Source organism: Nonomuraea sp. NPDC049709 (genome assembly GCF_040674815.1).
In the GTDB taxonomy this organism is placed as follows: Bacteria; Actinomycetota; Actinomycetes; order Streptosporangiales; family Streptosporangiaceae; genus Nonomuraea.
In genome coordinates, this window is sequence record NZ_JBFANM010000077.1 from 1 (window position 1) to 26,151 (window position 26,151).

The 26,151-nt window shown below is 72.0% G+C and carries 23 protein-coding genes and 1 pseudogene; 17 read left to right on the forward strand and 7 right to left on the reverse strand.

Going from position 1 to position 26,151, the window contains the following annotated elements:
* Positions 1 to 341, forward strand: a pseudogene (locus tag AB0J69_RS48825) (ATPase); the annotation flags it as partial.
* 13 nt (positions 342 to 354) lie between these two features.
* On the opposite strand, the gene AB0J69_RS48830 reads toward AB0J69_RS48825, so the two are convergent.
* A complete protein-coding gene (locus tag AB0J69_RS48830) occupies positions 355 to 1,425 on the reverse strand; it encodes an acetyl-CoA acetyltransferase (RefSeq protein WP_364132746.1) in 1,071 nt (356 codons plus the stop codon).
* Between the two features lie 297 nt (positions 1,426 to 1,722).
* Here AB0J69_RS48830 and AB0J69_RS48835 point away from each other — a divergent pair, with 297 nt between their 5' ends.
* Both AB0J69_RS48835 and AB0J69_RS48840 read left to right on the forward strand, forming a co-directional pair.
* Positions 1,723 to 2,571 (forward strand): LysR family transcriptional regulator, encoded by an 849-nt coding sequence (locus AB0J69_RS48835; RefSeq protein ID WP_364132747.1) that lies wholly within the window; start codon positions 1,723 to 1,725, stop codon positions 2,569 to 2,571.
* 15 nt (positions 2,572 to 2,586) lie between these two features.
* Complete coding sequence (locus AB0J69_RS48840) at positions 2,587 to 3,207, forward strand: MerR family transcriptional regulator (RefSeq protein ID WP_364132748.1); 621 nt, start codon at positions 2,587 to 2,589, stop codon at positions 3,205 to 3,207.
* Here the strand turns inward: AB0J69_RS48840 and AB0J69_RS48845 are convergent.
* Complete coding sequence (locus tag AB0J69_RS48845) at positions 3,204 to 4,091, reverse strand: hypothetical protein (RefSeq protein ID WP_364132750.1); 888 nt, start codon at positions 4,089 to 4,091, stop codon at positions 3,204 to 3,206. The two genes, AB0J69_RS48840 and AB0J69_RS48845, sit on opposite strands and share 4 nt — an antisense overlap.
* Before the next feature lie 75 nt (positions 4,092 to 4,166).
* Here AB0J69_RS48845 and AB0J69_RS48850 point away from each other — a divergent pair, with 75 nt between their 5' ends.
* A complete protein-coding gene (locus tag AB0J69_RS48850; protein ID WP_364132751.1) occupies positions 4,167 to 4,586 on the forward strand; it encodes a TIGR03668 family PPOX class F420-dependent oxidoreductase in 420 nt (139 codons plus the stop codon).
* On the opposite strand, the gene AB0J69_RS48855 is transcribed toward AB0J69_RS48850, so the two are convergent.
* The gene (locus AB0J69_RS48855) at positions 4,576 to 5,250 is read right to left on the reverse strand and encodes a ThuA domain-containing protein (RefSeq protein WP_364132752.1); all 675 of its coding nucleotides are present in this window, start codon (positions 5,248 to 5,250) and stop codon (positions 4,576 to 4,578) included. The genes AB0J69_RS48850 and AB0J69_RS48855 overlap by 11 nt on opposite strands.
* Positions 5,251 to 5,445: 195 nt before the next feature.
* Between AB0J69_RS48855 and AB0J69_RS48860 the strand changes: the two genes are divergently transcribed.
* Positions 5,446 to 6,306: an RNA polymerase sigma-70 factor gene (locus AB0J69_RS48860; protein WP_364132815.1), complete on the forward strand. Its 861-nt coding sequence runs from the start codon at positions 5,446 to 5,448 to the stop codon at positions 6,304 to 6,306.
* Positions 6,307 to 6,339: 33 nt separating this feature from the next.
* The gene (locus tag AB0J69_RS48865) at positions 6,340 to 7,101 is read left to right on the forward strand and encodes an SDR family oxidoreductase (protein WP_364132754.1); all 762 of its coding nucleotides are present in this window, start codon (positions 6,340 to 6,342) and stop codon (positions 7,099 to 7,101) included.
* On the opposite strand, the gene AB0J69_RS48870 is transcribed toward AB0J69_RS48865, so the two are convergent.
* The gene (locus AB0J69_RS48870; RefSeq protein WP_364132756.1) at positions 7,091 to 7,663 is read right to left on the reverse strand and encodes a helix-turn-helix domain-containing protein; all 573 of its coding nucleotides are present in this window, start codon (positions 7,661 to 7,663) and stop codon (positions 7,091 to 7,093) included. The two genes, AB0J69_RS48865 and AB0J69_RS48870, sit on opposite strands and share 11 nt — an antisense overlap.
* 79 nt (positions 7,664 to 7,742) lie before the next feature.
* Here AB0J69_RS48870 and AB0J69_RS48875 point away from each other — a divergent pair, with 79 nt between their 5' ends.
* From AB0J69_RS48875 to AB0J69_RS48885, 3 genes are all read left to right on the forward strand, one after another.
* Positions 7,743 to 9,398 (forward strand): FAD-dependent oxidoreductase, encoded by a 1,656-nt coding sequence (locus tag AB0J69_RS48875; RefSeq protein WP_364132757.1) that lies wholly within the window; start codon positions 7,743 to 7,745, stop codon positions 9,396 to 9,398.
* Positions 9,395 to 10,831, forward strand: a complete 1,437-nt coding sequence (locus AB0J69_RS48880; protein WP_364132759.1) for an ATP-binding protein — start codon at positions 9,395 to 9,397, stop codon at positions 10,829 to 10,831. The genes AB0J69_RS48875 and AB0J69_RS48880 overlap by 4 nt, the downstream gene beginning before the upstream one ends.
* Before the next feature lie 193 nt (positions 10,832 to 11,024).
* Positions 11,025 to 12,155, forward strand: a complete 1,131-nt coding sequence (locus AB0J69_RS48885; RefSeq protein ID WP_364132761.1) for a M20 family metallopeptidase — start codon at positions 11,025 to 11,027, stop codon at positions 12,153 to 12,155.
* Between the two features lie 49 nt (positions 12,156 to 12,204).
* Here the strand turns inward: AB0J69_RS48885 and AB0J69_RS48890 are convergent, their stop codons facing one another.
* The gene (locus AB0J69_RS48890; protein WP_364132762.1) at positions 12,205 to 13,215 is read right to left on the reverse strand and encodes an ROK family transcriptional regulator; all 1,011 of its coding nucleotides are present in this window, start codon (positions 13,213 to 13,215) and stop codon (positions 12,205 to 12,207) included.
* A gap of 70 nt (positions 13,216 to 13,285) precedes the next feature.
* Here AB0J69_RS48890 and AB0J69_RS48895 point away from each other — a divergent pair, with 70 nt between their 5' ends.
* The 6 genes from AB0J69_RS48895 (at position 13,286) to AB0J69_RS48920 (ending at position 22,192) form a co-directional block, all read left to right on the forward strand.
* Positions 13,286 to 14,473: an MFS transporter gene (locus AB0J69_RS48895; protein ID WP_364132763.1), complete on the forward strand. Its 1,188-nt coding sequence runs from the start codon at positions 13,286 to 13,288 to the stop codon at positions 14,471 to 14,473.
* Between the two features lie 208 nt (positions 14,474 to 14,681).
* Positions 14,682 to 16,937: a protein kinase gene (locus AB0J69_RS48900; protein ID WP_364132765.1), complete on the forward strand. Its 2,256-nt coding sequence runs from the start codon at positions 14,682 to 14,684 to the stop codon at positions 16,935 to 16,937.
* A 568-nt stretch (positions 16,938 to 17,505) separates the two neighbouring features.
* Positions 17,506 to 18,849 carry a ferric reductase-like transmembrane domain-containing protein gene (locus AB0J69_RS48905; RefSeq protein ID WP_364132767.1) on the forward strand — a complete coding sequence of 448 codons (1,344 nt, stop codon included), beginning with the start codon at positions 17,506 to 17,508 and terminating at the stop codon, positions 18,847 to 18,849.
* Positions 18,850 to 18,996: 147 nt separating this feature from the next.
* The gene (locus tag AB0J69_RS48910; RefSeq protein ID WP_364132768.1) at positions 18,997 to 19,311 is read left to right on the forward strand and encodes a hypothetical protein; all 315 of its coding nucleotides are present in this window, start codon (positions 18,997 to 18,999) and stop codon (positions 19,309 to 19,311) included.
* A gap of 316 nt (positions 19,312 to 19,627) precedes the next feature.
* Positions 19,628 to 20,686 carry an LLM class flavin-dependent oxidoreductase gene (locus tag AB0J69_RS48915; RefSeq protein ID WP_364132770.1) on the forward strand — a complete coding sequence of 353 codons (1,059 nt, stop codon included), beginning with the start codon at positions 19,628 to 19,630 and terminating at the stop codon, positions 20,684 to 20,686.
* A 12-nt stretch (positions 20,687 to 20,698) separates the two neighbouring features.
* The gene (locus AB0J69_RS48920) at positions 20,699 to 22,192 is read left to right on the forward strand and encodes an AMP-binding protein (RefSeq protein WP_364132771.1); all 1,494 of its coding nucleotides are present in this window, start codon (positions 20,699 to 20,701) and stop codon (positions 22,190 to 22,192) included.
* Here the strand turns inward: AB0J69_RS48920 and AB0J69_RS48925 are convergent.
* Entirely contained in the window at positions 22,177 to 22,809 is a 633-nt protein-coding gene (locus AB0J69_RS48925) for a TetR family transcriptional regulator (protein WP_364132772.1), read from the reverse strand. The genes AB0J69_RS48920 and AB0J69_RS48925 overlap by 16 nt on opposite strands.
* Before the next feature lie 98 nt (positions 22,810 to 22,907).
* Between AB0J69_RS48925 and AB0J69_RS48930 the strand changes: the two genes are divergently transcribed.
* Complete coding sequence (locus AB0J69_RS48930) at positions 22,908 to 24,071, forward strand: cytochrome P450 (protein WP_364132774.1); 1,164 nt, start codon at positions 22,908 to 22,910, stop codon at positions 24,069 to 24,071.
* Here the strand turns inward: AB0J69_RS48930 and AB0J69_RS48935 are convergent.
* A complete protein-coding gene (locus tag AB0J69_RS48935; RefSeq protein ID WP_364132776.1) occupies positions 24,049 to 24,957 on the reverse strand; it encodes a cyclase family protein in 909 nt (302 codons plus the stop codon). The two genes, AB0J69_RS48930 and AB0J69_RS48935, sit on opposite strands and share 23 nt — an antisense overlap.
* 30 nt (positions 24,958 to 24,987) lie before the next feature.
* On the opposite strand from AB0J69_RS48935, the gene AB0J69_RS48940 reads away from it, so the two are divergent.
* The gene (locus AB0J69_RS48940; protein ID WP_364132778.1) at positions 24,988 to 26,145 is read left to right on the forward strand and encodes a serine hydrolase domain-containing protein; all 1,158 of its coding nucleotides are present in this window, start codon (positions 24,988 to 24,990) and stop codon (positions 26,143 to 26,145) included.
* The last annotated feature ends 6 nt before the right edge of the window (positions 26,146 to 26,151 follow it).

Sequence of the window (26,151 nt, forward strand, 5' to 3'; positions counted from 1 at the left end):
ACGCGCGGCCGCCGCTGGCGCTGGCCGAGCTGGCGCCGCTGGTGAGCCGGGCCGCCCGGGGCGGCGACCCGACGGCGGTGTCCATCGTCGCCGAGGCCGCGTCGCACCTGGTCCGGACCGTCTCCGAGGTGCACGAGCCGGGGCTGCCGATCGTGCTCGCCGGCAGCGTGCTCACGGCGGAGGGCCCCGTACGGGAGGCCGTACAGGGCCTGCTGGAGGGGGCCTCACCAGCCGTGGCGGGCGACCCGGCGGGCGCGGCGGCCTGGCTGGCGGCGCGCCCGTTCCTGGATCCGCGAGAGTCGCAGGCACGCCACCCGCGCTTCGTCCGCCCCGCCACCTGACCACCGCCACCGCTCACCGCGTGAGCAGGGCCGCGCTCCCGTAGCTGCCACCGAACCCCGTCACCAGCGCCGCCTCGCGCCCTGCCCGCAGCTCCCGGACGGCCTGGGCCACGTTGTTCAGCCCGTGCACGTAGCCCTCGGACAGCAGGCCGCCGTGCGGGTTCACCCAGGCGTGCCGGCGCTCCAGCAGGTACGCCCCCAGTTCCCCCCGCCCGACCAGCCCGAAGTCCTCCAGCTGCCGGGGCACCAGCCACGAGTACGCGTCGTACGCCAGCACCACGTCCACGTCGGACGCCCGCATCCCGGACGCCTCCCACAGCATGGGCGCCACGTACGCCGAGAAGATCGCCGTGACGTCGGGCGCCCGGTCCATCGAGGAGCAGCCCGGGCCTCCCCCGCGTACCACCGCCCGCACGCGTGGCCCGTCGATCACCCCGCTGACCAGCAGGGCACAGGCCCCGTCGGTCTCCTGACAGCAGTCCACCGTGCGGAGCGGGGTGCAGACGTACGGCCTGGCGAGGTAGTCGGCCAGGGCGAGCGGCTCGCGGCGCAGGGCCCGGGGGTTGGCCTTGGCGTTGTCCCTGGACTGGGCGACGACGGCGTGCAGGTGCTCGGCCGTGAGCCCGGTGTCGTGCAGGTAGCGGGTGGCGGCCAGGGCGAACAGCGGGACGGGCCCGGCGAGGCCGTAGGTGAAGCGTTCCTGCGGGCCGGTGGAGACGGTGTTCATGCGCTTGCCGGAGCGGCCGTTGAGCGCCCGATAAATCAAGATATTTCGTGCCAGGCCGGCGTGGATGAGCATGGCCGCGTCCCCCAGGATCGACGCCGCCTGCGTGCCGCCCCCGGCGATGTCGTTGTGCCAGCCGAGCCGTTCGATCCCCAGCGCACGGGCGACCTGCGCGACGGGCGCGGAGTCGTTCAGGTGGTAGCTGAGCACGCAGTCCACCTCGCTCGGGGCGATCCCGGCGTCCGCGCACGCCGCCCGGCCCGCCTCGACCGCCAGCTCCAGCTCGGAGCGCCCGGACTCCCTGCTCAGGGCCGTCATGCCGATCCCGGCCAGGGCGGCCCGCCCCGCGAACGGCTGCATGCCGCCTCCTCCGCTCGCCCGCACTCTCGCGATCTCACTATACGAGGCAAGCGCTTGCTCGGCAGAATCACCCGGCCACCCCCGCGCGGGCTTTCCGGAAGACCGTAATGGCGGCATCTTCCGTCCCAAGCCACTCGCTCGCAGGCGGCTCGATGTCCGGGAAATCCGGCGTGACCAGCGGGTTACGCCGTCCCGCCAGGAATCAGGTGACTGAGAACCTTCACGGGAGCTGTCCCCTCTTGTAATACAGAGGTGCGATCTCCCGATAGCCCATCATCATCAAGCCCGAGGTGAGCGATGGATTTACGCTACGTCCGGTACGCCATGGCGATCGCACGGGCGGGCAGCCTCCGCCGGGCCGCCGCCGCGCTGCACATCGCTCAGCCCACGCTGTCGGAGCAGTTGAGGGCCCTGGAGAAGGAGATCGGCGTCGAGCTGTTCAGCCGCTCGTCGAGCGGCGTGCAGCTCACCGAGGCGGGCGAGGCGTTCCTGGCCCAGGCCACCGTGGCCGTCGACGCCTTCGAACGCGCCGTGGCGGCCGCCAGGAGCACGGCCGAGACCGCCCGCCTGGGCGTGGCCGACGGCCTGGCCGACGTGGTCGCCCGGCTGCTGTCCCAGCTCCACAGCGGCCACCTGCGGGTGGCCCCGATGGGCACGGCCGAGCAGATCGTCTCGATCGCGGACGGCGCCCTGCAGGCGGGGCTCGGGTACGCGCCCGGCTCCCTGCCCAGGGGCGTGGCCCGGATGCTCATCCACCGCTACCCGGTACGCGCGCTGCTGCACCGGGAGCACCACCTGGCGGCGCACGAGGCGGTGTCGCTGTCCGACCTGGCGGGCGAGCCGCTGCTCATGCCGGAGTCCGACGCCGTGTCCGGCGCCCGCCGGTTCCTGGAGGGCTTCGTCCGCCACCGCCTCCACCCCCGGCTCGGCCCGTCGGCGGCCACCCACGACCTGGTCATCAACATGGTGGAGGAGGGCGCGGGCTACGCTTTGTGCGTGCATGAGGGCACCACGGTGCCGGACACCCTGGTGTTCGTCCCGGTGAAGGAGGACGTGCCGCCCCTTGAGGTGGTCTTCCTCTGGAACCGCCAGGCCGACGTGCAGGAGCTCGTGAGCGCGGCCCGGCATCTGGCCCGCTCTGGATAGCTCTATTATCTAACGATGCGCATCTCCGAACTCAGCGCCAAGTCCGGCGTGGCCATCCCGACGATCAAGTACTACCTGCGCGAGGGCATGCTGCACCAGGGCCGGCAGACGGCCGCGACCAGGGCCGAGTACGACGAGTCGCACCTGCGCAGGCTCCGCCTGATCCGGGCCATGCTCGAGGTGGGCAGGCTCTCCGTGGCCTCGATCAAGAAGGTCGTCGCGGCCGTGGAGGACGAGTCGCTGCCGACGCACGAGATGCTCGGGACGGCCCACTACGCGCTGAGCCCGGCCGTGGAACCGGAGCCCGGCGAGGAGTGGCAGGCCGCCCGCGCCGAGGTGGACGGCTTCATCGCGGACCTGGGCTGGGACATCCACCCCACCGCGCCCACCCGCGACGAGCTGGCCCAGACCCTGGTCCGGATGCGCCAGCTCGGCGTGCCGGTCGACCTGGCGCCGTACGCCGAGCTGGCGCGGAAGCTGGTCGCCGAGGTGGAGATGGGCACCATCCCGTTCGACGGCCCGCGCGACGCGGCCGTGGAGGCCCTGGTGCTCGGCACCGTCCTGTACGGCCGGGCGTTCGACACGCTGCGCCGGATGGCCCAGGAGTCGGAGTCGGCCCGCCGCCTCACGTCCTAGACCAGCCCGTTCGCGCGCAGGATCGAGACCGTCTTGACCGTGACGGCGCCGCGCCACTCCAGCGAGCCGGCGGGCGAGAACCGCGCGTAGTCCACGGTCCACCCGCCGTCGTCCTGCTGCTCCCCCGCCAGCCGTACGAGGTCGGCCGCGATCACCTCGGGATCGAACAGCTCTCGGGTCGGCCGCCCGGGGTGGGGCGCGATGTCGAGGGGCCGCAGCGCCTCGTTCTCGGTGCCACCCTCGACGGGCACCCGCCCGTCCTCGGGGATGTAGGCGCCGAGCCGCTTGAGCAGGTCGGCGGCGCGGGGGTGGCGGTCGTACACGGCGTCGAGGAAGTGCACGGCGAACGACAGCACGTACGCGTGCGGCATCTCCTTCAGCGCCGCGATCGTGTCGAGGCAGTAGCGCGTGGCCTTCTCCAGCCACGGGTGCCCGGCCACGGCCGGGTCGTGGACCGCGACGCGGTGGGCGACCGCCGCCGTGATGGCGGTGATCTGCAGGGACGAGGTGTCGGCGGCGCCCCCCGCCCACCAGGTCGCGGTCGCGGTGGGGACCGTGAGCGGCAGCGAGAACGGCAGCCCGCCGTCGGGCAGCGTCACCGTGTCCAGCCAGTCGCACAGGGCCGCGGCGTGCGGCGAGTTCACCGGGGCGATCTCCTCGAACACCTCGAAGGCGTGCAGCGCCGAACCGGGCTGGCTCTCGGGGGAGCGCAGGTCGGGTTCCAGGCCCCAGCCGTAGCCGCCGTCCGGGTTGCGGTAGCCGTCCAGGGCGGCCAGCGCGCCGGCCGCGTCGCCCTCTCCCATGAGCAGCTCGTAGCGGCGGCGGTCCAGGATGCGTGCGTGCCCGGCCATGAAGCCGGGGACTGCGGAAAGGTTCACGTTCATGCAGTCATCGTGCCCGGATCGCCGCGGGCCGGTCTTGTAGGTTCCGGACACGCCGGCAGTGCGATCATGGCGGGCATGGGGGTCGACTTCCACACCGGTCCGGCGCGGGCGAGGTTCGCCGCGCAGCGGGTGGCGCGCCTGGCCAGGCTCGCTCCCGACGGCACGCCACGCGTGGTGCCCATCACGTTCGCCCTGGACGGCGACACGGTGGTGACGGCCGTCGATCACAAGCCCAAGACGACCACCGACCTCAGCCGGCTGCGCGACATCCGGGCGAACCCGGCCGTCAGCGTGCTGGCCGACCACTACGAGGACGACTGGACGCGGTTGTGGTGGGTGCGCGCCGACGGCCGGGCCTTCGTCCTGGAGGACGGGCGGGACGCGGCGCTCGACCTGCTGGCGGCCAAATACCGGCAATACCGCGAGCGCCGGCCCGATGGCCCCGTGATCGTCGTCGAGGTGACCAGGTGGAGCGAGTGGTCCGCTACTCCCTGATCGTCACCGGCCGCTTCAGCAGCCACAGCGCCGCCCGCTGGAGCAACGTCCGGTGGATCTCGTTGTCGTACGACCTCGTGTCGTGCCCCAGCGCGTCGTAGAACACCCGCCCGCGCCGCACCGGCCGCGCCCAGATCAGCGGCTGGCCGTTCGACGAGGCCAGCGGCTCGACGTCGGGCAGCACGTCAAGGTCGCTGTAGACCTCGTCCACCACGTCGAAGTCCCGCAGGCCCTCCACCACCGGATGCGTCCCGTGCACCCGCACCCCCGTCCAGCCCAGCGGCGGGTGGTGGGACTTGGGCCAGGTCCAGCAGCCGCCCAGGACGCGCGGCCAGCCCTGCCAGTCGTCGAAGCAGATCGACGCCGAGTGCATGCACAGCAGCCCGCCACCCCGGTCGAGGTGGTCGAGGAGAGTCGTACGCGCCCCGGCCGGTAAGGCGAAGCGCCACTCGTCACGCAGGTCGGCGAAGCGGTCCTGGGTCATCTGCCAGCGCAGCGCGTTGACCGTGATGAGCTGGACCTCCGACGGCTCGCTCAGCGCGCCCGCGATGTCCTCGGTGATCTCCGACTCGATCCCCACCTCGGCGAACGCCTCCGCGAGCGCGGCCGACGTGGCGGCGAAGTCGTGGAAGGGGCCTCCTGACAGGATCAGATTTCTCGCCACTTGCCAAGCTCATCACGCTTATCGCGACATTTCTACCCATGCTCGGTCACCTCGCGACCGTACGGGCAGTGGGGCGGTCCTACCCCGGCGCCGGGGCCGGCCGACGAGGAGGCGCCGCTGCGGCGATGGGGGTGGGCGGGCTGGTGCCGCGGTTGGCGGCCCCCGGCACACCTCGTTCTTCGGCGGGCGGGCATGATGCCGGTCGTGGAGGACTTCGAGGAATGTCGCCCGATGCTGCTCGGTCTGGCCTACCGGCTGCTCGGCAGCATGTGGGACGCGGAGGACGTCGTACAGGAGGCCTGGCTGCGCTGGGAGGGCACCGACAGGGGCGCGGTCAGGGAGCCGCGGGCGTTCCTGGTGACCGTGGTCTCGCGGCTGGCGCTCGACCAGCTCCGCTCCGCGCGGGTCAAGCGGGAGGCCTACACGGGGCCGTGGCTGCCCGAGCCGGTCATGACCTCCGAGGCGGGGCCGCTGGACACGGCCGAGCTGCGGGACACGGTCTCGTACGCGACCCTGTACATGATGGAGCGGCTCTCGCCGCCGGAGCGGGCGGTGTTCGTGCTGCGCGAGGCGTTCGAGCTGCCGTACGACGAGATCGCGGAGATCGTCGGCGCCTCCGTGGCCAACGCCAGGCAGATGCACCACCGGGCCTCCGTCAGGCTGGCCCAGGGGCGCGACCGGTTCCGGCCGTCCACCGAGGAGCACGCGAAACTGCTGGTGAGCTTCATGCGGGCGGCGCAGAGGGGCGACCTGGCCGCGCTCACCGAGCTGCTCCACGAGGACGTCGTGTCCTACAACGACGGCGGCGGCCGGGTCCGCGCGGCGCTGCGGCCGATCATCGGCCGGGAGAAGGTGTTGCGGCTCCTGGAGGGCCTGGTGGAGCGCTACCGGGTCACGGATTCGCGGATGCTCGACGTCAACGGCACGCCCGCGGTCTTCTCGCGGATCGACGAGGGCCTGCGGCAACTCGTCCTGATCGACGTCCGTGACGGCCGCATCTCCGGGATCTACGCCGTGCTCAACCCCGACAAGCTCACACACGTGAGCCGAGGCTGAGATCCGCGGCCCCCACAATCTATAGTCGCCCCTATGGATCTCGGCATCTCGGGCAAGGTCGCCCTCGTCACCGGAGGCAGCGCGGGCATCGGGCTCGCCGCGGCCAAGAGCCTCGCGCGGGAGGGCTGCGACGTCTGCGTCAGCGCCCGCGACCCGGAGAAGCTCGCGGACGCGGTGGTGGAGCTGCAGGAGTTCGGCAAGGTCGTGCACGCCGTGCTGGCCGACGTGGAGGACCCGGCCGCCGCCCGGCGGGTGGCCGAGGAGACGCGCGACGTGCTCGGCCCGATCGACATCCTCGTGGCCAACGCGGGCGGGCCACCGCCCGGCCGCTTCGACGAGCTCGGCCTCGACGCCTGGGACGTGGCCGTGCAGCGCAACCTCCTCGGCACCGTGCGCCTGGTGCACGCGGTGCTGCCGGAGATGCGCTCGCGCGGCTGGGGCCGGATCGTCACGATCACCAGCAGGTCGGCCCGCGAGGCGCTCGACGGCCTGGTGCTGTCCAACGCCACCCGCTCGGCCGTGGCCGGCCTCGTGCGCACGCTGGCCCGCGAGGCCGGCCGCGACGGTGTGCGGGTCAACAACGTGATGCCGGGCCCGATCGAGACCGAGCGGCTGCGGGAGACCGCGGGCGGCGAGGACGCGCTGCTGCAGCGGGGCGAGTCGGTGCCGGTCGGCCGGATCGGGCGGCCCGAGGAGGTGGGGGACGTGGTGGCGTTCCTGGCCAGCGAGCGGGCCTCGTTCGTGAACGGGGTCTCGATCCTGGTGGACGGCGGGGAGAGCCGCGTCATCGCCTGAGGAGGGTGCGCACGACCGTGGCCGCCCAGGTCTCGTCGTCCTCGGGCAACATCACGTAGTGCGACAGGTTGGCCCGGTGGAAGCAGGCGCCCATCAGCAGGGAGGCGGCGGCGTCCGCGTCGATGCCCGCGTCGATCCGGCCCCGGCCCTGCTCCTCGCGCACGATCTCGGCCAGCGCATGGACCGGCAGGTGGGGCCCGGCGCCGGCCTTGGCCAGCATGTTCCTGAACCCCTCCAGGAGCGGGGGGTCCCCCAGCACGCCGCCGCCGATGGCCGCGGCCCTGGTGTAGAACTCCAGGGCCATGATCGTGAACGTGCTGAAGTTGGCGGTCACGTCCTCCTGCCCCACGCTCTGCCGCAACCGCGTCAGCGCGGGGCCGAGCGCGGGCATCCGCTCCAGCAGCACCGCGAGGAGGAGCGCCTCCTTGCTCGCGAAGTGCTTGTAGAGCAGCGCCTCCGAGCACCCTGCCTGGTGGGCGATGCGTTTCGTCGTGGCCCCCGCGATGCCGAACTCGTGAATCGCCTGCTCAGCGGCGTCGATGATGCGATCGCGTGTGCCCATCCGCCCATGATATGAGCGCGTGCTCACCCACACCGGCGTACATGACATCCTTCCTGTTAGGGGAACCATGGAAAGGGCGATGGGCATGGACAAGCCGGTCATCGTGACGGTGGATGACGATCCAGGCGTCTCGCGGGCGGTCGCCCGCGACCTCAGACGCCGATATGGGCAGGAATACCGGATCGTACGCGCGGAGACGGCCAGAGCCGGCATCGACGCGGTGAAGGAGATGCGGTTGCGGGGCGACGAGGTGGCGGCGATCCTGGCCGACTACCGCATGCCCCAGATGAACGGCGTGCAGTTCCTCGAGGCCGCCATGGACATGTATCCGTTCGCGCGCCGGGTGTTGCTGACCGCCTATGCCGACACCGACGCCGCGATTCAGGCGATCAACGTGGTGGACCTGGACCACTACCTGCTCAAGCCGTGGGATCCGCCGGAGGAGAAGTTCTACCCGGTGATCGACGGGCAGCTGGACGCCTGGTTGCGGACCGACCGGGTGGAGCGGGCCCAGTTGCGGGTGGTGGGCGACCGGTGGTCGGCGCCGTCCTACAAGGTGCGCGACTTCCTGGCCCGCAACCACGTGCCGTACCACTGGCTGCTGGCGGAGGACCCGGAGGGGGCTCAACTGGTGAAGGCGGCGGGCGAGAACTGCCACCTGCCGCTGGTGGTGACCGCCGACGGCGTCACGCTGGAGTCGCCCGACCAGGCGACGCTGGCCACGGCGGTGGGGCTGTCCACGACCCCGGCCACCGACTTCTACGACCTGATCGTGGTGGGCGGCGGGCCGGCCGGGCTGGGCGCGGCCGTCTACGGGGCCTCCGAGGGACTGAACACCGTGCTCGTCGAGGCGTACTCGTCGGGCGGGCAGGCGGGCCAGAGCTCCCGGATCGAGAACTACCTGGGCTTCCCCGACGGCGTCTCCGGCCAGCAGCTCGCCGACCGGGCGCGCAGGCAGGCGCTGAAGTTCGGTGCGGAGCTGCTGACCGCGCGCAAGGTGATCAGCCTGGAGCCGCGCGGCCAGGCGCGGGTGGTCGGGTTCAAGGACGGCGGGGAGATCGCGGCGCACGCGGTGATCCTGGCCACCGGCGTGACCTACCGGCGGCTGGAGGCGCCGGGGCTGGACGAGTTCGTCGGCCGGGGCGTCTTCTACGGCGCGGCCCTGACCGAGGCGCCCGCCTGCCGGGACACCGAGGTGTTCATCGTGGGGGCGGCCAACTCGGCGGGCCAGGCGGCGGTCTACCTGTCGGGATTCGCGAGCAAGGTCCACTTGTTGGTGAGGAGTGATGGTTTGGAGAAGTCCATGTCTCACTACCTCATCGAGCAGATCGCCGCGATCCCCAACATCGAGGTGCACGTCCAGACGCAGGTCGTGGGCGGTGCGGGCGACACCCATCTGGAGCGGCTGACGCTGTCCACGAAGGGCGAGGAGCGCACGGTCGACGCGCAGTGGCTGTTCGTGTTCATCGGGGCGGAGCCGTACACCTCGTGGCTGGGCGAGACGATCGAGCGGGACGCGCGCGGGTTCGTGCTGACCGGGCCCGACCTGGTGCAGGGCGGGCGGCGGCCGCGCAACTGGCCGCTGCGGCGCGAGCCGTACTTCCTGGAGACGAACGTGCCCGGGGTGCTGGCGGCGGGCGACGTCCGCGCTGAATCGATCAAGAGGGTGGCCTCCGCCGTCGGCGAGGGCGCGATGGCCGTCGCGTTCGTGCACCGTTACTTGGAGAAGCAATGACCGACCAGATGACGATCGACATAGACGAGCTGCGCAAGTTGTTCCTGTTCGAGCGGCTCACGGACGAGCAGCTCACCAAGCTGGCCGGTAGCGGGCGGGTGCAGACGTACGGCCAGGACGAGAACATCGTGTGCCAGGGCGAGCCGGCCGAGTGCTTCGCCGTGCTGATCGAGGGCGAGGTGCAGATGATCAGCGAGACGGTCAGCGCCGGCACCGTGGCCATGCCCCGCACCTCGCAGCCCGGCGTCTACGGCGGTGCCACCTCGGCCTACCTGGGCGACCGGGCGCCGGAGACCTACCAGCACACGCTGCGCGCCACCGCCCCGTCGCGGATGTTCATGCTGCCGGCCAAGAAGTTCGCCTACATCGTGGCCGAGTGGTTCCCGATGGCGATGCACCTGCTCGACGGGCTGCTGTCCGGCGGGCGGATGCAGCGGGAGATCATCGACCGGCGGCAGCGGCTGACCGCGCTCGGCACGATCACGGCCGGGCTCACGCACGAGCTGAACAACCCGGCCGCGGCGGCCGTGCGTGCGGTGAGCGAGCTGCGCTCGCTGATCAAGACCTCCCGCATCCAGCTCGCCCAGCTCGCCGAGGACGGCATCCCGCCGGAGAAGCTGCGCGCGCTGATCGAGGCGCAGGAGGCGTGCACGAGCAACCTGGGCAACCAGGAGCAGCGCTCGCCGCTGGAGATCTCCGACGCCGAGGACGAGCTCGGCGAGGCGCTGGAGGAGCTCGGTGTCGAGGACGCGTGGGAGCTGGCCCCCGCGCTGGTCAACGCCCGCTTCAACAACGCCTACCTGCAGAAGATCCGTAACAAGGTGGGCGAGGAGCACACCCCGGCGGCGCTGCACTGGCTGGCCGAGGCCATCGAGATCTCGCAGATGCTCAACGAGGTGACCGAGGCGACCGAGCGCATCACCACGCTGATCCGCTCGGCCAAGCAATATTCACAGATGGACCGGGCGCCGTTCCAGCAGGTGGACGTGCACGAGCTGCTCGACAGCACGGTCGCGATCTTCCGCGGCAAGGTGCCGCCCGGCATCACCGTGGTCACCGACTACGACCGCACACTGCCGGACATCCCCTGCTACGCGGGCGAGCTCAACCAGGTATGGACGAACCTGATCCACAACGCGCTCGACGCGATGGGGCAGGAGGGCACGCTGACCATCCGCACCGCGCACGACGAGGACGAGGCCATCGTCGAGATCGGCGACACCGGCCCCGGCGTGGCGGAGGCGATCAAGGACCGGATCTTCGAGCCGTTCTTCACCACGAAGAGCGTGGGCGAGGGCACGGGCCTCGGGCTCGACATCTCCTACCGGATCGTGGCCGGCCGGCACGGGGGCGAGATCAAGGTCCGCTCGGTGCCCGGCGAGACCTGGTTCGAGGTACGCCTGCCGCTCCGCGAACCCGTGGCCACCGCTTGAAAACGGGCCGAGAATCCTTTCCCCGGCGCCGGCTCCCACTTGTCAGATCGTTTACTGACCGCATGTAATGGGTGACCGAAATGCGGGAGGGAGGCGAGCCGGTGAGTGCGCTGCCGGACGTCCCGCCCGGTTTCGTGCTGCCGCGCGACCCCGGAGCGGCCGTTCCCTGAACACCGGTGGAAGGATTCTCGTGTTGATCACCGACTGGGCCCGGCAGGCCCTGCCGGCCATGCTCGACGACCTCAGGGCCGTGGTGGAGCTGGAGACCCACAGCTACGACAAGGCCATGCTGGTCAAGGGGCTACGGGCGATCCGGGGCAGGGCGGTCGGGCACCTCGGTACGCCGGACGACGAGATCCTGCACGAGGGCGGGCAGCACGGCGACGTCCTGGAGCTGACCTACCGGGGCACCGCGCCCGGCACGGTGCTCCTGCTCAGCCACTACGACACCGTCTGGCCGACGGGGACGCTGCTGGGCTGGCCGTTCGCGGTGGTCGAGGGCAAGGCGACGGGGCCGGGCGTGTTCGACATGAAGGCGGGGCTCGTGCAGTCGATCTGGGCGCTGCGCGGGCTGCGGGAGCTGGGGCTGCCGCATCCGAGCGTGCGGTTCCTGTTCAACGGGGACGAGGAGCTCGGCAGCCCGGCCTCGCGCGAGCACATCGAGGCGGCCAGCGAGGACGCGCTGGCGACGCTGGTGTTCGAGGCGTCCATGGACGGCGCGCTGAAGACCGCGCGCAAGGGCGTGGGGCTGTTCAACGTGAGCGTGACCGGGGTGGAGGCGCACGCGGGGCTGGATCCGTACGCGGGGGCGAGCGCGATCCACGCCCTGGCCGAGATCGTCACCACGCTGGCCGGGGTGGGTTCGCGCGAGCGCGGCACGACCGTGAACGTCGGCCTGATCAGCGGCGGCACGGGGCGCAACGTCGCGGCCGGGCGGGCGGCGTGCGGCATCGACGTGCGCGTGACCGACGCGGCGGAGATGGGGCGGATCGACGACGTGTTCGCCGGGCTGCGGGCCTCGGACCCGCGCGTGACGGTCTCCGCGACCGGCGAGTGGAACCGGCCGCCCATGACCCCGAACCCCGCCTCGCAGCGGCTGTTCAAGGAGGCGCAGGAGGTGGCGGCCGGGTTCGGGTGGCTGGTGAACGAGGCCGCGGTCGGGGGCGCCAGCGACGGGAACTTCGTGTCGGCGCTGGGGCGGCCGGTGCTGGACGGGATGGGGGCGGTGGGGGACGGGGCTCATGCGCGGCACGAGCACGTGCTGGTGGAGCACATCCCGGAGCGTACGGCGCTGACGATCGGCCTCATCGCCGCGCTGGCCTGACCCCGTACCGCTCTGGTGTGGCCCCGGCCCGATGAGAGCGCTCTCACCCTCAGCCGAAAACGCGGTCCCGGGTCAGGTCGAGGGCGGTCAGCACGGCGCCCTGGAGCACCGCGTTGCCCGCCACCGTGCTGGCGCGCACCTCGGTGGGCGCCGGTGACAGCACCCGCAGCCGCGCGGCCACCTCGGCGGCCAGCTCGTCGCCGCCCGCGCGCCCGCTCTCACCGCCGAGCACCACGAGCCCGGGATCCAGGAGCGTGACGAAGGCGAAGGCCCCCTTGGCCACGCGGGCGGCGAACTCGGTGAGGCCGAGCCCGCGCACGTCCGAGACCAGATTGCAGAACGCGGTGCCGTCCACCTCCAGGAAGCCGATCTCCCCGGCGCCGCCCGAGGCCCCGCGCCGCACCCGCCCGCCGAGCACGACCGCCGCCCCGACCCCGTCGTCCACCCACAGCAGCACGAAGTCCTCGCTGCCCCGCGCCGTACCGGTACGCAGCTCGGCGATGGCCGCCAGGTTGACCTCGTTCTCGAGGATCACCGGCACGCCGAGCCGCTCGCGCCACGAGGTCACCAGCCCGGCCCGCCACCCGGGCACGTCGTTGGACGACACGAGCTCGCCGTCACGCGGGGCCACCAGCCCAGGCGCGCCGATCACCACCGTGTCGAGCACCCGCTCCCCCGCGGCCTCGGCCAGCACGCCTTCGACCAGATCCACGAGATCCCCGCCGACCGCCCTGGTGGCCGACCCGACGACCCGGCCCGAGATGTCGGCGACCGTGACGTTGACCGTCTCGCGCCGCAGGTCCACCCCCGCCACATGAGCCCGGCCCGCCACCACCCCGTACAGGCGCGCGTTCGGCCCCCTCCGATCCTCCCCGGACTCGCCCGTGACCTCGACGAGCCCGCCCTCCATGAGCCGCTCGATCAGGTCGGACACGGTCGGCCTGGACAGCCCGGTCAGCGTGCGGAGCTGGGGCGCGGTCAGCGGCCCGCGCTCCAGCAGCAGGTCGAGGGCCAGCCGGTCGTTGATCGCACGGGCCATGGCGGGGGTCGCGGTCTTCATCCACCCATAATAAGCAGGGAGCCTGCCTAAAGCTCTTTTCATCAGGAAGCCTGCCTGATAGTTTCGAGACATGAGCCATCATCGCGCCATAGCGGCTGTCTTCGCCGTGCACGGGGCCGTGGCGGGCAGCCTGTCCACGCGGATCCCGTGGATCCAGGACCATCTGGCCCTCGACCCCCGCCTCCTCGGACTCGCGCTGCTGTGCCCCCCGATCGGCGCCTTCATCGGCATGCCGATGGCCGGCCGGGTGGCCTACCGCTTCGGCAGCCGCGCGGCCACCCGCGTGCTGATCGCGCTGTGGTGTGCCGGGCTGGCCCTGCCCGCGCTCTCGCCGTCGCCGATCTGGTTGTTCGCCGCGTTCCTGCTGTTCGGCGCGGCCGCCGGCATGTCCGACATCACGATGAACGCCCACGCCGTCGTCCTCGAACGCCGCCTCGGCCGCTCGATCATGTCCGGCCTGCACGGCATGTGGGCGGTGGGCAGCCTGGCGGCGGGCGGCATCGGGACCGTGGCCGCGCAGGCGGGCGTGGACGCCAGGCTGCACCTCGCGACCGTCTCGGCCGTGCTGCTCGTCCTGGGCGGGCTGGCCGGGCGCCACATGTACGCCGACGACTCACCCGCTGACGCGCCCGCGCCCCGGCGCTTCGCCCTGCCCTCGCGGGCGATCCTGCCGCTCGGGGTGGTCGGGTTCTGTGCCACGTTCGCCGAGGGCGCCAGCGCCAACTGGTCGGCCGTCTACATCACGGAGGTCACCGACGCCGGCCCCGGCATGGCCGCGGCCGGCTACACCATCTTCATGTTCTGCATGGCAGGCACCCGCCTGCTCGGGGACCGGGTCATCCGGCTGCTCGGTCCGGTCAGGGCCGTCCGGACGGGCGGGGCCGTCGCGGTGCTCGGGGGTGTCGTCGTGGTGACGGCCCGCACACCCGTGCCGGCCATCGCCGGGTTCGCCCTGGTCGGGCTGGGGGTCGCGGTGATCGTGCCGCTGGTGTTCGCGGCGGCGGGCAACGCCGGGGCCACCCCTGGCGAGGGGGTGACGGGGGTGGCGACGATCACGTACCTGTCGGGGATGATCGCCCCGGCCGTCACGGGATGGGTGGCCGGCGGGCTGTCCTATCCGGCCGCGTTCGCGCTGATCACCGGCGTGGTGGTGGTGCTGACGCTGCTCGCCCAGGTCCTGCGGCCCTCGGCCGGCGGTGGCGGCGCGTCCCAGCCGCCGGTGCTCGCCCGGGAGGGCCTGGCGAGGACGCACGAGTGAGACCGGCCCGCGGCACTGCCGGTGGCGCTGCCGGTGGCGCTGCCGGGGGTACTGCCGGGGGTACTGCCGGGGCCGCTCCCGGCGGTACTGCCGGTGGCGCCACCGGGAGTGCGATCGGCAGCGCGCCTCGCGGCGCGCCGACCAGGGGCTGCGCAATTAGTGGCGCGGATCGCCGAACCGACGGCTTGTCCGGAACGTCGTCTTTAACGTGATCAGTGCGGATATGTTGCTGGCGGGCCGGTATCGCTTGCTGTCGCGGCTCGGCAGCGGCGGGCACGGCGAGGTCTGGCGCGCCCAGGACACGCTGCTCGAGCGGGTCGTGGCGGTGAAGACGGTACGCGCGGCGCTGGCCGACAACCCCGAGTTCACGGCCCGGTTCCATGCCGAGGCCCGCTCGATGGCCACCATCGACCATCCCGGCGTGGTGGGCGTGTTCGACTTCGGGATCGCCGAGATGCCCGGGGGGCGGACACCGTACCTGGTCATGCAGTACCTCGACGGCGAGCCGCTGCACCTGCTGCTGTCCCGCCGGGGGCGGGTCGCCGCGGGCCCGACGATGGAGCTGGTCGCGCAGGCCGCCGCGGCACTCCAGGCCTCGCACGAGGCCGGCGTCGTGCACCGGGACGTCAAACCGGGCAACCTGATGATCCGGCCCGACGGGACGGTGGCGCTGACCGACTTCGGCATCGCCAGGACGGCCGAGGGCCTCCAGCTGACCGCCTCGGGCATCGTGCTGGGCACCGCCACCTACTGCGCGCCCGAACAGGCCGAGGGCTCCGCCCCCACCCCCGCGATGGACGTGTACGCGCTGGGCGTGGTCGCGTACGAGTGCCTGGCGGGGCGGGTGCCGTTCGAGGGCGAGAACGCGGTCGCGATCGCGCTCAAGCACCTGCACGAACAGCCGCCTCGGCTGCCCGACGACGTCCCGGCCGGGGTCCGGGAGGTCGTCATGCGCGCCATGGCCAAGGATCCGGCAGATCGCTGGCCGAGCGCCTCCGCCTTGGCGGCGGCTGCCCGTGCCCTCGCGGACGGCTTGGACACGCCGATGGCGAGCCTCTCCGGTGCCGACGGCGGCACCACCTCGACACCGAGAATCTCCGCATCTGCCGGCCCGCCGCATGACTCCGCATCCGCCGGCCCACCCCGGGACTCCGCGCCTGTCTCCTCGCCCCGTGGTTCCGCGCCTGCCGGCCCACCGCAGAACCCCGCACCCGCCGACGCACGTCAGCAGTCCGCACCCACCGGCGCACGTCGGCACTCCGCACCCGTCGGCGCGCCTCCAGGTTCCGCGTCCGCCGACCCACCTGGGGGCTCCGCGTCCGCCTCCCGGGGCACCGCCGGGGATTCCAGCGAAGGCTCTCGCCGGGAGCGGACCACCGGCGTGCGAGGCGCACGTCGTACCAGGCGGGGCGTGCTGATGGCAGGAGGCGGGCTCGCCGCCGCAGCGGCAGCGATCGCGGCGGCCGTGGCCTGGACCCTGCTCCAGCCCGGCCCACCGCCCACCACGGCGGCCCAGTCACGCGCCGGCGAAACCCTCCCGTCCACCGCGCCGGAGCCCGTACCGAACCCCACGACGGACGCCAAGGACGGCGAGCCTCGCGACACCCCCACCACCCCCGACACGTCCCCGGATCCGGACGCATCCGCGAACCCCGACCCCTCCGCCGACCCCGACACGTCGGCGAACCCCCAAGGTCCGAAGACCGGCCTGCTCATCGGTGGCATCGTTCACGTCGGCAAGCCCTCACCCGGCAGTGCAACCACCGACGGCTACCAGCCCGGGCTGGTCGAGGTCTTCACCGACAAGGGCCGGCGGGTGGCGGGCAAGCGCTCGGAGCAGAGCGGGTTCCGCTTCTCGTTACCTCAAGGCGGCTACCGCCTCCGGACCGCCGTGGGCGATGAGACGTGCTCGACGACAGCCCACATCAAGCTGGGCAAGACCACGCGAGCAGACCTGAAGTGCACCATATCCCCGCCCCCTGCGTCCGAACCGGCCTTCCAGAGCGCGAGCATCAAGGACAAGAGCGGCGACGCCCAGGGCGGGCCGAACGCGGGCAAGCCACCCCTGTACGCCGATCTCCTGGCCGCCGTCGTGCGGGGCGGCAAGGAGGGCGCGACCGCCGAGTTCACCACGGCCGGCACCGTCCCCACGACCGCCCCTTCGGAAGTACGCAGCCGCAGCGTCTGGACCGTCTCCGTCGAGCAGGACGGCAAGACCGCCACCTTGACGCTCACCGGCGCGAAGGACGCGTGGACCCTCCATTGGGCGGCGAAGGACAACAAGACCGACCAGGTGTCGACGGCGGCCAAGCCCACGATCTCCGGGGCACGGATCTCCGTCGCCCTCGGCCACCGCGCCCCGCTGAAAACGGCCCCGATCGACTTCGCCAAGCCGTACCGGATCGTCGGCGCCGGATCCAACGTGATCCACGCGCTCCACGGCTGGACGGACGCCGCCCCCTGACGCCACCCTCGGATCGTGGCACCGGGCCCCGCCGTGACCGGCGTCGCCGGTCCGGCGGAGCAGCACAGCGCCGCGTCCAACGGAGATGGTGTGACCAGGCGAGTCCAGAACCACGAGCCCGGTTGGCCACAGGCATCCGGGTATCGAGCCCCATGGACCTGGTGAAGAGCCCCGCCCATGATGTAGGTGAGCTGCCCGGCAGGATGGAGCAGAACCTGGCCGAACACGCCTGTCACCTGCACCGGCGGATGAAAGGCGCGATCGTCGTGGAGACCGACGACCTCCTGGCCACCGACCTGCCCGGGAAACCCGCAACGGCGTCAGCGGGGGCGACGACCTACATGTACGCACCTCAGCTGGAAAGGACGGAACCGAATGAGCCTGACCGCCGCGCCCCCGTCCCGGGATCGTTTTGGCACGGTGCGCACGGGTACGCACGTCATGTTGTTGCAGCTCATCGCGGGGGTGTGAGCGGTGTGGACGGTGGTTCGGTGTTCGCTGCGGTCGCGGAGCGGGCCCGGGGGTGGCCCGTGCCGGCGACTTCGCTGAGCGCCGCCGGACGTCCGGCATGAGAGCGGCTGCCCAGGGCATCGTGTGGATCGGCGTGTTCCTGGGAGTCTGCGTGGCACCCCTGGCGTTCGCGTTGATGGGGGTGAACCGCCCGGGGCAGGGCTTCTGGACCGACTTCTCCGTTGCCCTCGGGTTCGTCGGCCTGGCCTTGATCGGGATCGAGTTCGCCCTCGTCGCGCGGGTCCGGGCCATAGCGGAGCCGTTCGGCACGGATGCGGTGATCCAGTTTCACCGGGAGATCGGTTACGTCGGTCTGGCGTTCATCGTGGCGCACATGGCGCTGTCAGGTCCCGGCGTGTTCGCCGCCTTCTCCCCCACCGAGTTGCCGTGGAGGGCGCGGTTCGCCGTGCTGTCGGTGCTGGCGCTGCTGATCCTCATGGTGACCTCGGTCTGGCGACGACGCCTGCGACTGTCGTACGAGGTGTGGCAGGCACTGCACGCGGTGATGGCGACGGTCGCGGTCGTCGCGGCGCTGATTCACGTGCTGCTGGTCAACTACTACATCGACAGCCTGTGGAAACAGGTGCTGTGGGCGATCATGTCGGCCGCGTTCGTGGGGCTGCTCCTGTGGATTCGGGTGCTGCGGCCGCTGTGGTTGTGGCGCCGTCCGTGGGCGGTCGAACAGGTGATCCCCGAGCGTGGCCGCATCACGGTTCTCGTGCTGCGCCCGCACGGGCACGACGGGTTGCGTTTCCAGCCCGGCCAGTTCGCCTGGATCACGGTCGGCCGGTCGCCGTTCTCGGTCACCTCGCACCCGTTCTCGTTCTCCTCCAGCGCCGATAGCGCCGATAGCGCGGAGAGCGCGGAGAGCGCCGAGACGGGTGGCACGGTCGCCGTGGCCATCAAGGCGCTCGGAGACTTCACCTCCGGCGTCAGCGCGGTGCAGCCGGGCACCACCGTCTACGTCGACGGCCCGCACGGGGTGTTCTCCATCGACCAGTACGAGGGCGCGGGGTTCTGCCTGATCGCCGGCGGGGTCGGCATCGTCCCCGCGCTGAGCATGCTGCGGACCCTCGCCGACCGGGGCGATGTGCGGCCGGTCGTGCTGTTCTCCGCCCACCGCGACTGGGACAGCGTCCCGTTCCGCGAGGAGATCGGCGAACTCACCGGCCGGCTGAACCTGCGGGTCGTCCACGTGCTCGAACAACCGCCGCCCGACTGGACGGGAGAAACCGGCCACATCACCGCCGACACGCTACGCCGGCACCTGCCGTCCGCCAACCCGCGTTTCCAGTACTTCATCTGCGGCCCGAACCCGATGCTCGACGCCATGGAGGCCGCCATCCCGCAGCTCGGCGTACCCATCGACCGTATCCACACCGAGCGCTTCGCCTGGGTCTGAGCTGTCTCTTCCGGAGGTACCGTGCGCCACGCCTACATGACCCGGATGACGGTCGCCGTCGCCCTGTTCCTGGTCCTCGCGTGTCTGGCCTTCGCCGCCATCCAGAACTGACCGGCATCCGCGTCGAACGAGCCAAGGAGTACGCCAATGGAAGAACCGCAGGACCTGCAGATCGAGATCCTGGACCGTCCGGCCATCGAGGATCTGATCGGGAAGGTGGAGAACGTCGCCGACCAGCCCGGCGCGGCCGAGCGGGTGAGCCAGTGGCGTGCCGAACACGGCACCGAGCGTGCCACGCCGATGGCCCGCTCGTTCGTCGTCGTCGGTTCGACCCTGATGTTCCTGCACCCGTGTCCGGACGGCGTCGTCCTGCCGTTCGCGGCGTACCCCGACGGGACGGTGAAGGTCTACACCGACCCCGAGCATGCCGGCCTGAGCTTCTACCGGGACGGCGCCATGTGACGGGGATGGATCTGGACGTTGATCCGAATCCACCCTTTCGCCCGATCCACCGCCGGGACGGCAACGCCACGAACCGTACGCCGCGGTGCTGGTGACCGAGTTGCGCAGTCCGAGCGGCCTGGTCAGGATCGCAAAGCACTTCCCCCGAAAGCCCACACGCGCGAAGCGCCCCCCACGCGCAGGCCCATTCAGGGTGGGGTCCCGCCGGTCCAGCCGGTGACCAGGATTGGGGCGGGCACGAAAGCGGGCGGGGGTTGCGGGGTGGCTGTGGTACGCTCCCAAGCGAGCGCTTGGTTTACCGTTGAGGGGCCGCCGCATGAAGTTCTCGACCTTCCACCTCTTCCACCGTTTCGACGGCCAGAGCTTCAAGGACGTCTACGACTACCACCTGGAGCTCATGGAGCTGGCCGAGGAGCTGGGGTTCGACGGGGTACGGCTGGCCGAGCACCACTTCCGCGACTACGGCGTCGTACCGAACCTGTTCACCATGCTCGCCCACGCCGCCGCCCGCACCTCCCGCCTGCGCCTCGGCACCGGCATCGTGGTGCTGCCGCTGCACAACCCCGTCCACGTGGCCGAGGAGGCCGCCCAGGTCGACGTGCTGTCCGGGGGGCGGCTGGATCTGGGGATCGGGCGGGGGTACCAGAGCTTCGAGTTCGAGGGGTTCGGGATCGACCTAGCGGAGGCCCGGGACCGGTTCAACGAGGCGCTGGAGGTGATCGTCGGGCTCTGGACGCAGGAGGCGTACCAGCACGAGGGGAAGTTCTACAAGACCGGCGCCGAGGTCTCGCTGGTGCCCAGGCCGCTGCAGACCCCGCACCCGCCGCTGCACGTGGCGGCCGTCTCGCCGGAGACCGTGACCATGTACGCCGAGCGCGGCCTGCCCATCCTGGCCGACCCGGCGGCCACGTTCCGCAAGGTCGTCAAGGCGGCCGAGACCTGGCGGGAGACGGCCGCGCAGGCCGGGCACCCGGCGGGGGCCGACCTGGTGGTGGCCCGCAGCGTGTACGTCGCCCCCACCCTGGAGCAGGCCCGCGCGGACCAGGCGAGGTTCGAGGCGTCGTTCGACCGCTCGCGCATCTTCAACGAGCGCAGCGCCCCCATCGACCCCAAGACCGGCCGGACCGCCCAGGGCTTCGAGTACTACCAGGACCGTTACCTCAAGGGCGGCACGGTCTCCCCCGACTTCCGGTGGGAGCAGCTCGAGGTGATCGGGGACCCGGCGCGCGTGATCGAGCAGATCTCGCTGCTCAGGGACGCCGGGTTCGGCAACCTCCTGTGCGACTTCGGCAGCACCCGGCCGATGCCGCTGGAGGACATGAAGCGGGTCATGCGCTTCTTCGCGACCGAAGTGATGCCGGCCTTCAGGGCCTGAGGGAGACCGAAGATGATCCACAGCCTGTCCCTGTCAGACGTCCTCGCCGACCACGCCCGCAGCCGCCCGCAGGTGACGGCGGTGGTGGACGGTGACGTCCGGCTCACCTACCCGGAGCTGGACGTCCGCGTCTCCCGGCTGGCGGCGGCGCTGGACGGGTTGGGCGTCGCGGCCGGCGACCGGGTGTTGTGGCTGGGGCAGAACTCGTACGCGGTGCTGGAGCTGCTGCTGGCCTGCTCCCGGCTGGGCGCCGTCCTGTGCCCGGCCAACTGGCGGCAGTCCGAGGACGAGCTGCGCTTCGTGCTCGACGACCTGGCCCCGGCGGCCGTCGTCTGGGAGCCGTCGGAGGCCACCACGGCCCTGAGCGCCTCGGCCCGGCAGCCGTGGGTACGCGCGGGCGATGAGTACCAGGAACTGGTGGCGGGCGTCGGCACGAGGGAGTTCCCCCAGGTCAGCGACGCCGAGCCGGTCCTGGCCCTCTACACCGCCGCGTTCGGCGGCCGGCCGAGCGCCGCCCTGCTCAGCAGCGCCGCGCTCGTGGCGCACGCGACCTCCCTCCTCGTCGTACGCCAGATGGAGCCCGGCTTCACCTTCCTCAACAACGGCCCGCTCTTCCACGTCGGGACCATGATGTTCTGCCTGGCCACCCTCCAGATCGGCGGCACGAACGTCTTCACCCCCGCCTTCGACCCCGAGGAGACGTGCCGGCTCATCGACGCCGAACGGGTGACGCAGGCGTTCCTGTTCGGGCAGATGATCGACGCGGTGGCGAAGGCGAACGCGGGCGGCAAGTACGACCTGTCGTCGCTGCGCTTCGTCGCCCACTCGGCGGAGTGGGACGACATGATCACCGTGGACGACTCCCCCTGGTGCCGCTCCAAGATGGGCGGGTACGGGCAGACCGAGGTGGGCGGCATGCTGACCTTCCTCGGGCTGGCGGAGGGCGGGGCCGGGTTCGCGGGGCGGCCGTCGCCGCTGGCGCAGGTACGGCTGCTGGCCCCGGACGGCACCGAGGTCCCGGCGGGCGAGGTCGGGGAGATCTGCGCCCGCGGCAAGACCCTCTTTTCCGGATATTTCGCCCGGCCCGACTTAAATGCCGAAAAGTCGGCGTACGGCTGGCACCACACCGGCGACCTCGGCCGCCGCGAACCCGACGGCACCATCACCTTCATCGGCCCCAAGCTTCGCATGATCAAGTCCGGTGCCGAGAACGTCTACCCCGCCGAGGTCGAACGCGCGCTCAAGACCCACCCCGCGGTGGCCGACGCCGCCGTCATCGGCGTCCCCGACCCCGACTGGCACCAGGCGGTCAAGGCCGTCGTGGCGCTGAAGCCCGCGGCCGAGGCGTCGGCGGACGAGCTGGTCGAGCACGTCAGAACGCTGCTGGCGTCGTACAAGAAGCCGCGGCACGTCACGTTCGTGGACACGATCCCCAAGCGCGGCTTCACCCCCGACTACGACGCCCTCGACGAGACCCACGGCGGCGGCAACTACCCGGGCGCCTGACCGCCTCGATCCACGGCCCGATCCACGGCCCGATCCAGCGGCAGCCCCGCTTCCAGGTGGAGCAGGGCGCGGTCGAGCTCGGCAGGCGCGTCCATGCCCGGATCCCGCACCCAGTCGACCCACACTCCCATGATCAACCCCACGATCGCCCCCGTGACGTTGCGGATCTCCGGGTCGTCCGGCGCGCGGCCCTCGCGCGCCGCCAACCGCTCGTTGAGGCTCCTGACCACGCCGGTGATGTTCTCCAGGCTCGCCGCCCACAGCTCGGGCACGGTGAGCATGAGCCGCTCGCGCTCCAGGCTGTCGGCGCGCTCCTCCGGCGTCTGCGCCTCGATCACGGCACGCATCGCCATCCGTACGGCCGGCACGGGCCCCACCTCGGGCGGCACCTCCTGGAGCGCCTCGACGAAGGGCGGGAACTGGTCGACCATCACCAGCTCCTCCTTCGTCGCGAAATAGCGGAAGACGGTGCTGGGCGCCACCTCCGCCGCCTCCGCGATCTGCTCGACCGTCGTGGCCGAATAGCCCTGCTCGCGGAACAGCCGCAGCGCCTCCTTCTGGATCGACGCCCTCGTCTTGGCCTTCTTCCGCTCGCGCAGGCCCGGTCGGTCGCTCATGACTCCGCATTCTCCGGGGTACGGCGGGCCGCGTCCACTCACGAGAGATCACCATCTTTCGCTATACAACTATCAATTGAGAGTCTACTCTCACATTTATGCGACTTCCCACGGAACGCGACCCGCGATGCCCCTTCGACCCGCCCGCCGAGCTGCGCGGCCTGCCGCCGATGAGCCGGTTGGAGTTCCCCGACGGCCACCTGGGCTGGCTGGCCACCACGAGCGCGGCGGGCCGGGCCGTGCTGAGCGATCCCAGGTTCAGCGCGCGGCGGGAGCTGAAGCACGCCGCCCTACGGTTCACCACGGCCGGCGAGACCGGGCAACCCGCGCCGCCAGGGTTCTTCGGCGCCATGGACCCGCCCGAGCACACGCGCTACCGCCGACTGCTCACCGGCCAGTTCACGCTGCGCAGGATGCGCGTGCTGGAGCCGCGCATCGAGCGCATCGCGGCCGAGCACCTGGACGCCATGGCCGCGGCGGGGCCGCCGGTGGACCTCGTGAGCGCCTACGCGCTGCCGATCCCGTCGGTGGTCATCTGCGAGCTGCTCGGCGTGCCGTACGAGGATCACGAGTTCTTCCAGGACCGTAGCCTCCAGATCGTCGGGGCGGACGGCGACGTGGCCAAGGCGATCGCCGATCTGGCCGGCTACCTGGGCGAGCTGGTACGGCGCAAGCGGTCCACGCCGGGCGACGACCTGATCAGCGGCCTCACCGGCGAGCTCACCGACGAGGAGCTGGTCAACGCCGCGATGATCCTGCTCGTCGCGGGCCACGAGACCACCGCCAACATGCTGGCCCTCGGCGTGTTCGCGCTGCTGGAGGCGGGGCGCGCGTACGAGGAGGGCGTGGTCGAGGAGCTGCTGCGCTGGTTGTCGATCGTGCACCTCGGCGCGCCCAGCAGGGCCGCGATGGAGGACGTGGAGGTGGCGGGCACGCTGGTCAGGAAGGGCGAGACCGTCGCGCTCTCCCTGCCGCTGATCAACCGGGACCCGGACGTGTTCGACGACCCGGAGGCGCTCGACCCCGGCCGCCAGGAGGCCCGCAGGCACCTGGCGTTCGGCCACGGCGTGCACCAGTGCCTCGGGCAGCAGCTCGCCAGGATCGAGCTGCACATCGGCTATCGGGCGCTGTTCGAGCGCTTCCCCGGCCTGCGGCTGGCCGTCCCCGCCACGGAGGTGCCGCTGAAGCACGACGCCGCCGTGTACGGGGTCGCCCGCCTCCCGGTCACCTGGCCTGCGATCACAGGATCGCCAGCGGGGTGAGCGGGCTTCCGGTGCCGCCCTCGATCCGCAGCGGCGCCGCGACGAACACGAACTCCGTACGTCCCGACGCCGCCAGCTCCTCCAGCCAGAGCATCTCGATCAGGTGGATGCCGTGCCGGTGCAGCAGCACGAGGTGCAGGTCGTCCTCCAGCGGCTCGTCGGCCAGCCCCTTCGCGTTGAGCCCGCCGATGGCGGCGTTGTCCGAGGCCACCACGGCCACGTCCCGCGCCGCCAGCCAGCGGCCCGCCTCGGCGGACAGCCCGGGCTGGCCCGACCAGTACTCCTCGCGCGAGCGCTCCCACACCACCGGCCACCCCGTACGGATCACCGCCACGTCCCCGGGACGCGGCGTGGCCAGCTCCTCCAGCAGCCCGGCCGGGACGCGGTAGCCGGCCGGCAGGTGGTCCACGCCGAGCCGCCGGGGCACGTCGTACAGCACTCCCCTGGCCACCACCCCGCCCACGTGCTCGATGCCGCAGCGGGTGGCGCCGTACGAGCGGACCCGGGCGGCCGGATGGCCGTTGTACAGCTCGTCGCCCGACCACATGTGGCACAGCGCGTCCATGTGCGTCGTGGTGCCGTGGTGGGTGACGACGAGGGCGTCGTCGGCCACCCGCAGGCCCGCGCCGATCGGCCGGGCGCCCGCCGCGTAGTCGCCGCCGTCCACGGACATGAAGTGCTGCGGCAGCGGGCGGCCCGGCAGGTGCGGCACCGTGCCGGGGGCGGGAGAGGACGTGGCGCCCCTGATCGGCATGGCCAGGCTCAGCACCTCGCCGGTGGTGGCGCTGCGCAGGGCGTCGAGGACCACGGCCGGGGTGAGGAGGTTGAGGGTGCCACGCTGATCGTCTGGGCCGAATCGTCCCCAGTTGTTAGGCTCGTGAACCAAGTAAGCGCTCCCTTTCTCTCCGGAGGTCCGATGCACTGCGATCCGCGGTTCTCTCGTGTACGCGAGGTGTTCGAGCGGCATTTCGCCGACGGCGAGGAGCTGGGCGCCGCGTTCGCCGTCTACCTGGACGGCGAGCCGGTGGTCGACCTGTGGGACGGGATCGCCGACCGGCACACCGGGCGGGCCTGGGCGGCGGACACGCCGGCCTTCGCCTACTCCTGCACCAAGGCGATCACCGCCGCCGTGCTGCTGCAGCTCGCCGAGCGGGGGCTGGTGGACGTGCGCGCGCCGGTCGCGGACGTGTGGCCGGAGTTCACGGCCGGCGGCAAGGAGGCGGTAACCGTCGAGCACCTCCTCACCCACCAGTGCGGGCTGCCGGTGGTGGCGGAGCCGGTGCCGGTGGAGGAGTTCGAGGACCAGCCGGCGATCGCGGCGCGGCTGGCCGGGCAGGCGCCCCTCTGGGAGCCGGGGACGGCGCACGGCTATCACGCGTTGACGTACGGGTTCCTGGTGGGCGAGGTGATCAGGCGGGTGACCGGCAAGTCGGTGGGCGACCTGGTGGCCGCCGAGATCGCCGGGCCGCTGGAGCTGGAGCTGTGGGTGGGGGCGCCCGACTCCGTGATCGCCCGCACGGCGCGGCTCAAGGCCGGCGAGCGCCCCGGGTCCGGCGTCACCGAGACCCCGGCCGGCGGGCGGCCGCCGGAGGTGCTGGCCGAGATGGCCCGCGCGGCGCTCGACCCGCAGAGCCTGATGAACCGGGCGCTCGGCAACCCCGGCATGCACCTGCTCAAGGGCGGCGCGAACAACCCGGTGGTCCTGCGCGCGGGCTGGCCGGCGGCCGGCGTCGTCACCACCGCCAGAGGGCTGGCCGGGTTCTACCGCGCGCTGGTCAGCGGCGACCTGCTGCGCCCCGAGACGCTCCAGGACGCCATGCGCCCTCACGTGCACGGCCCCGACCGGGTCCTCCTCCTGGACACCTCGTTCGGGCTCGGCTTCATGCGGCCGTCGCTGACCTTCCCGATGCCGTCGCCCACCGCGTTCGGCCACTCGGGCATGGGCGGCTCCCTCGGCCTGGGCGACCCGGGGCGCGGCCTGGCGATCGGTTACGTCATGAACAAGATGGCCAACGCGATCTCCGGCAACCTGCGCGGCCTGCGCCTGGCGCAGGCGGTCTACGACTCGTTGTGAGGTCAT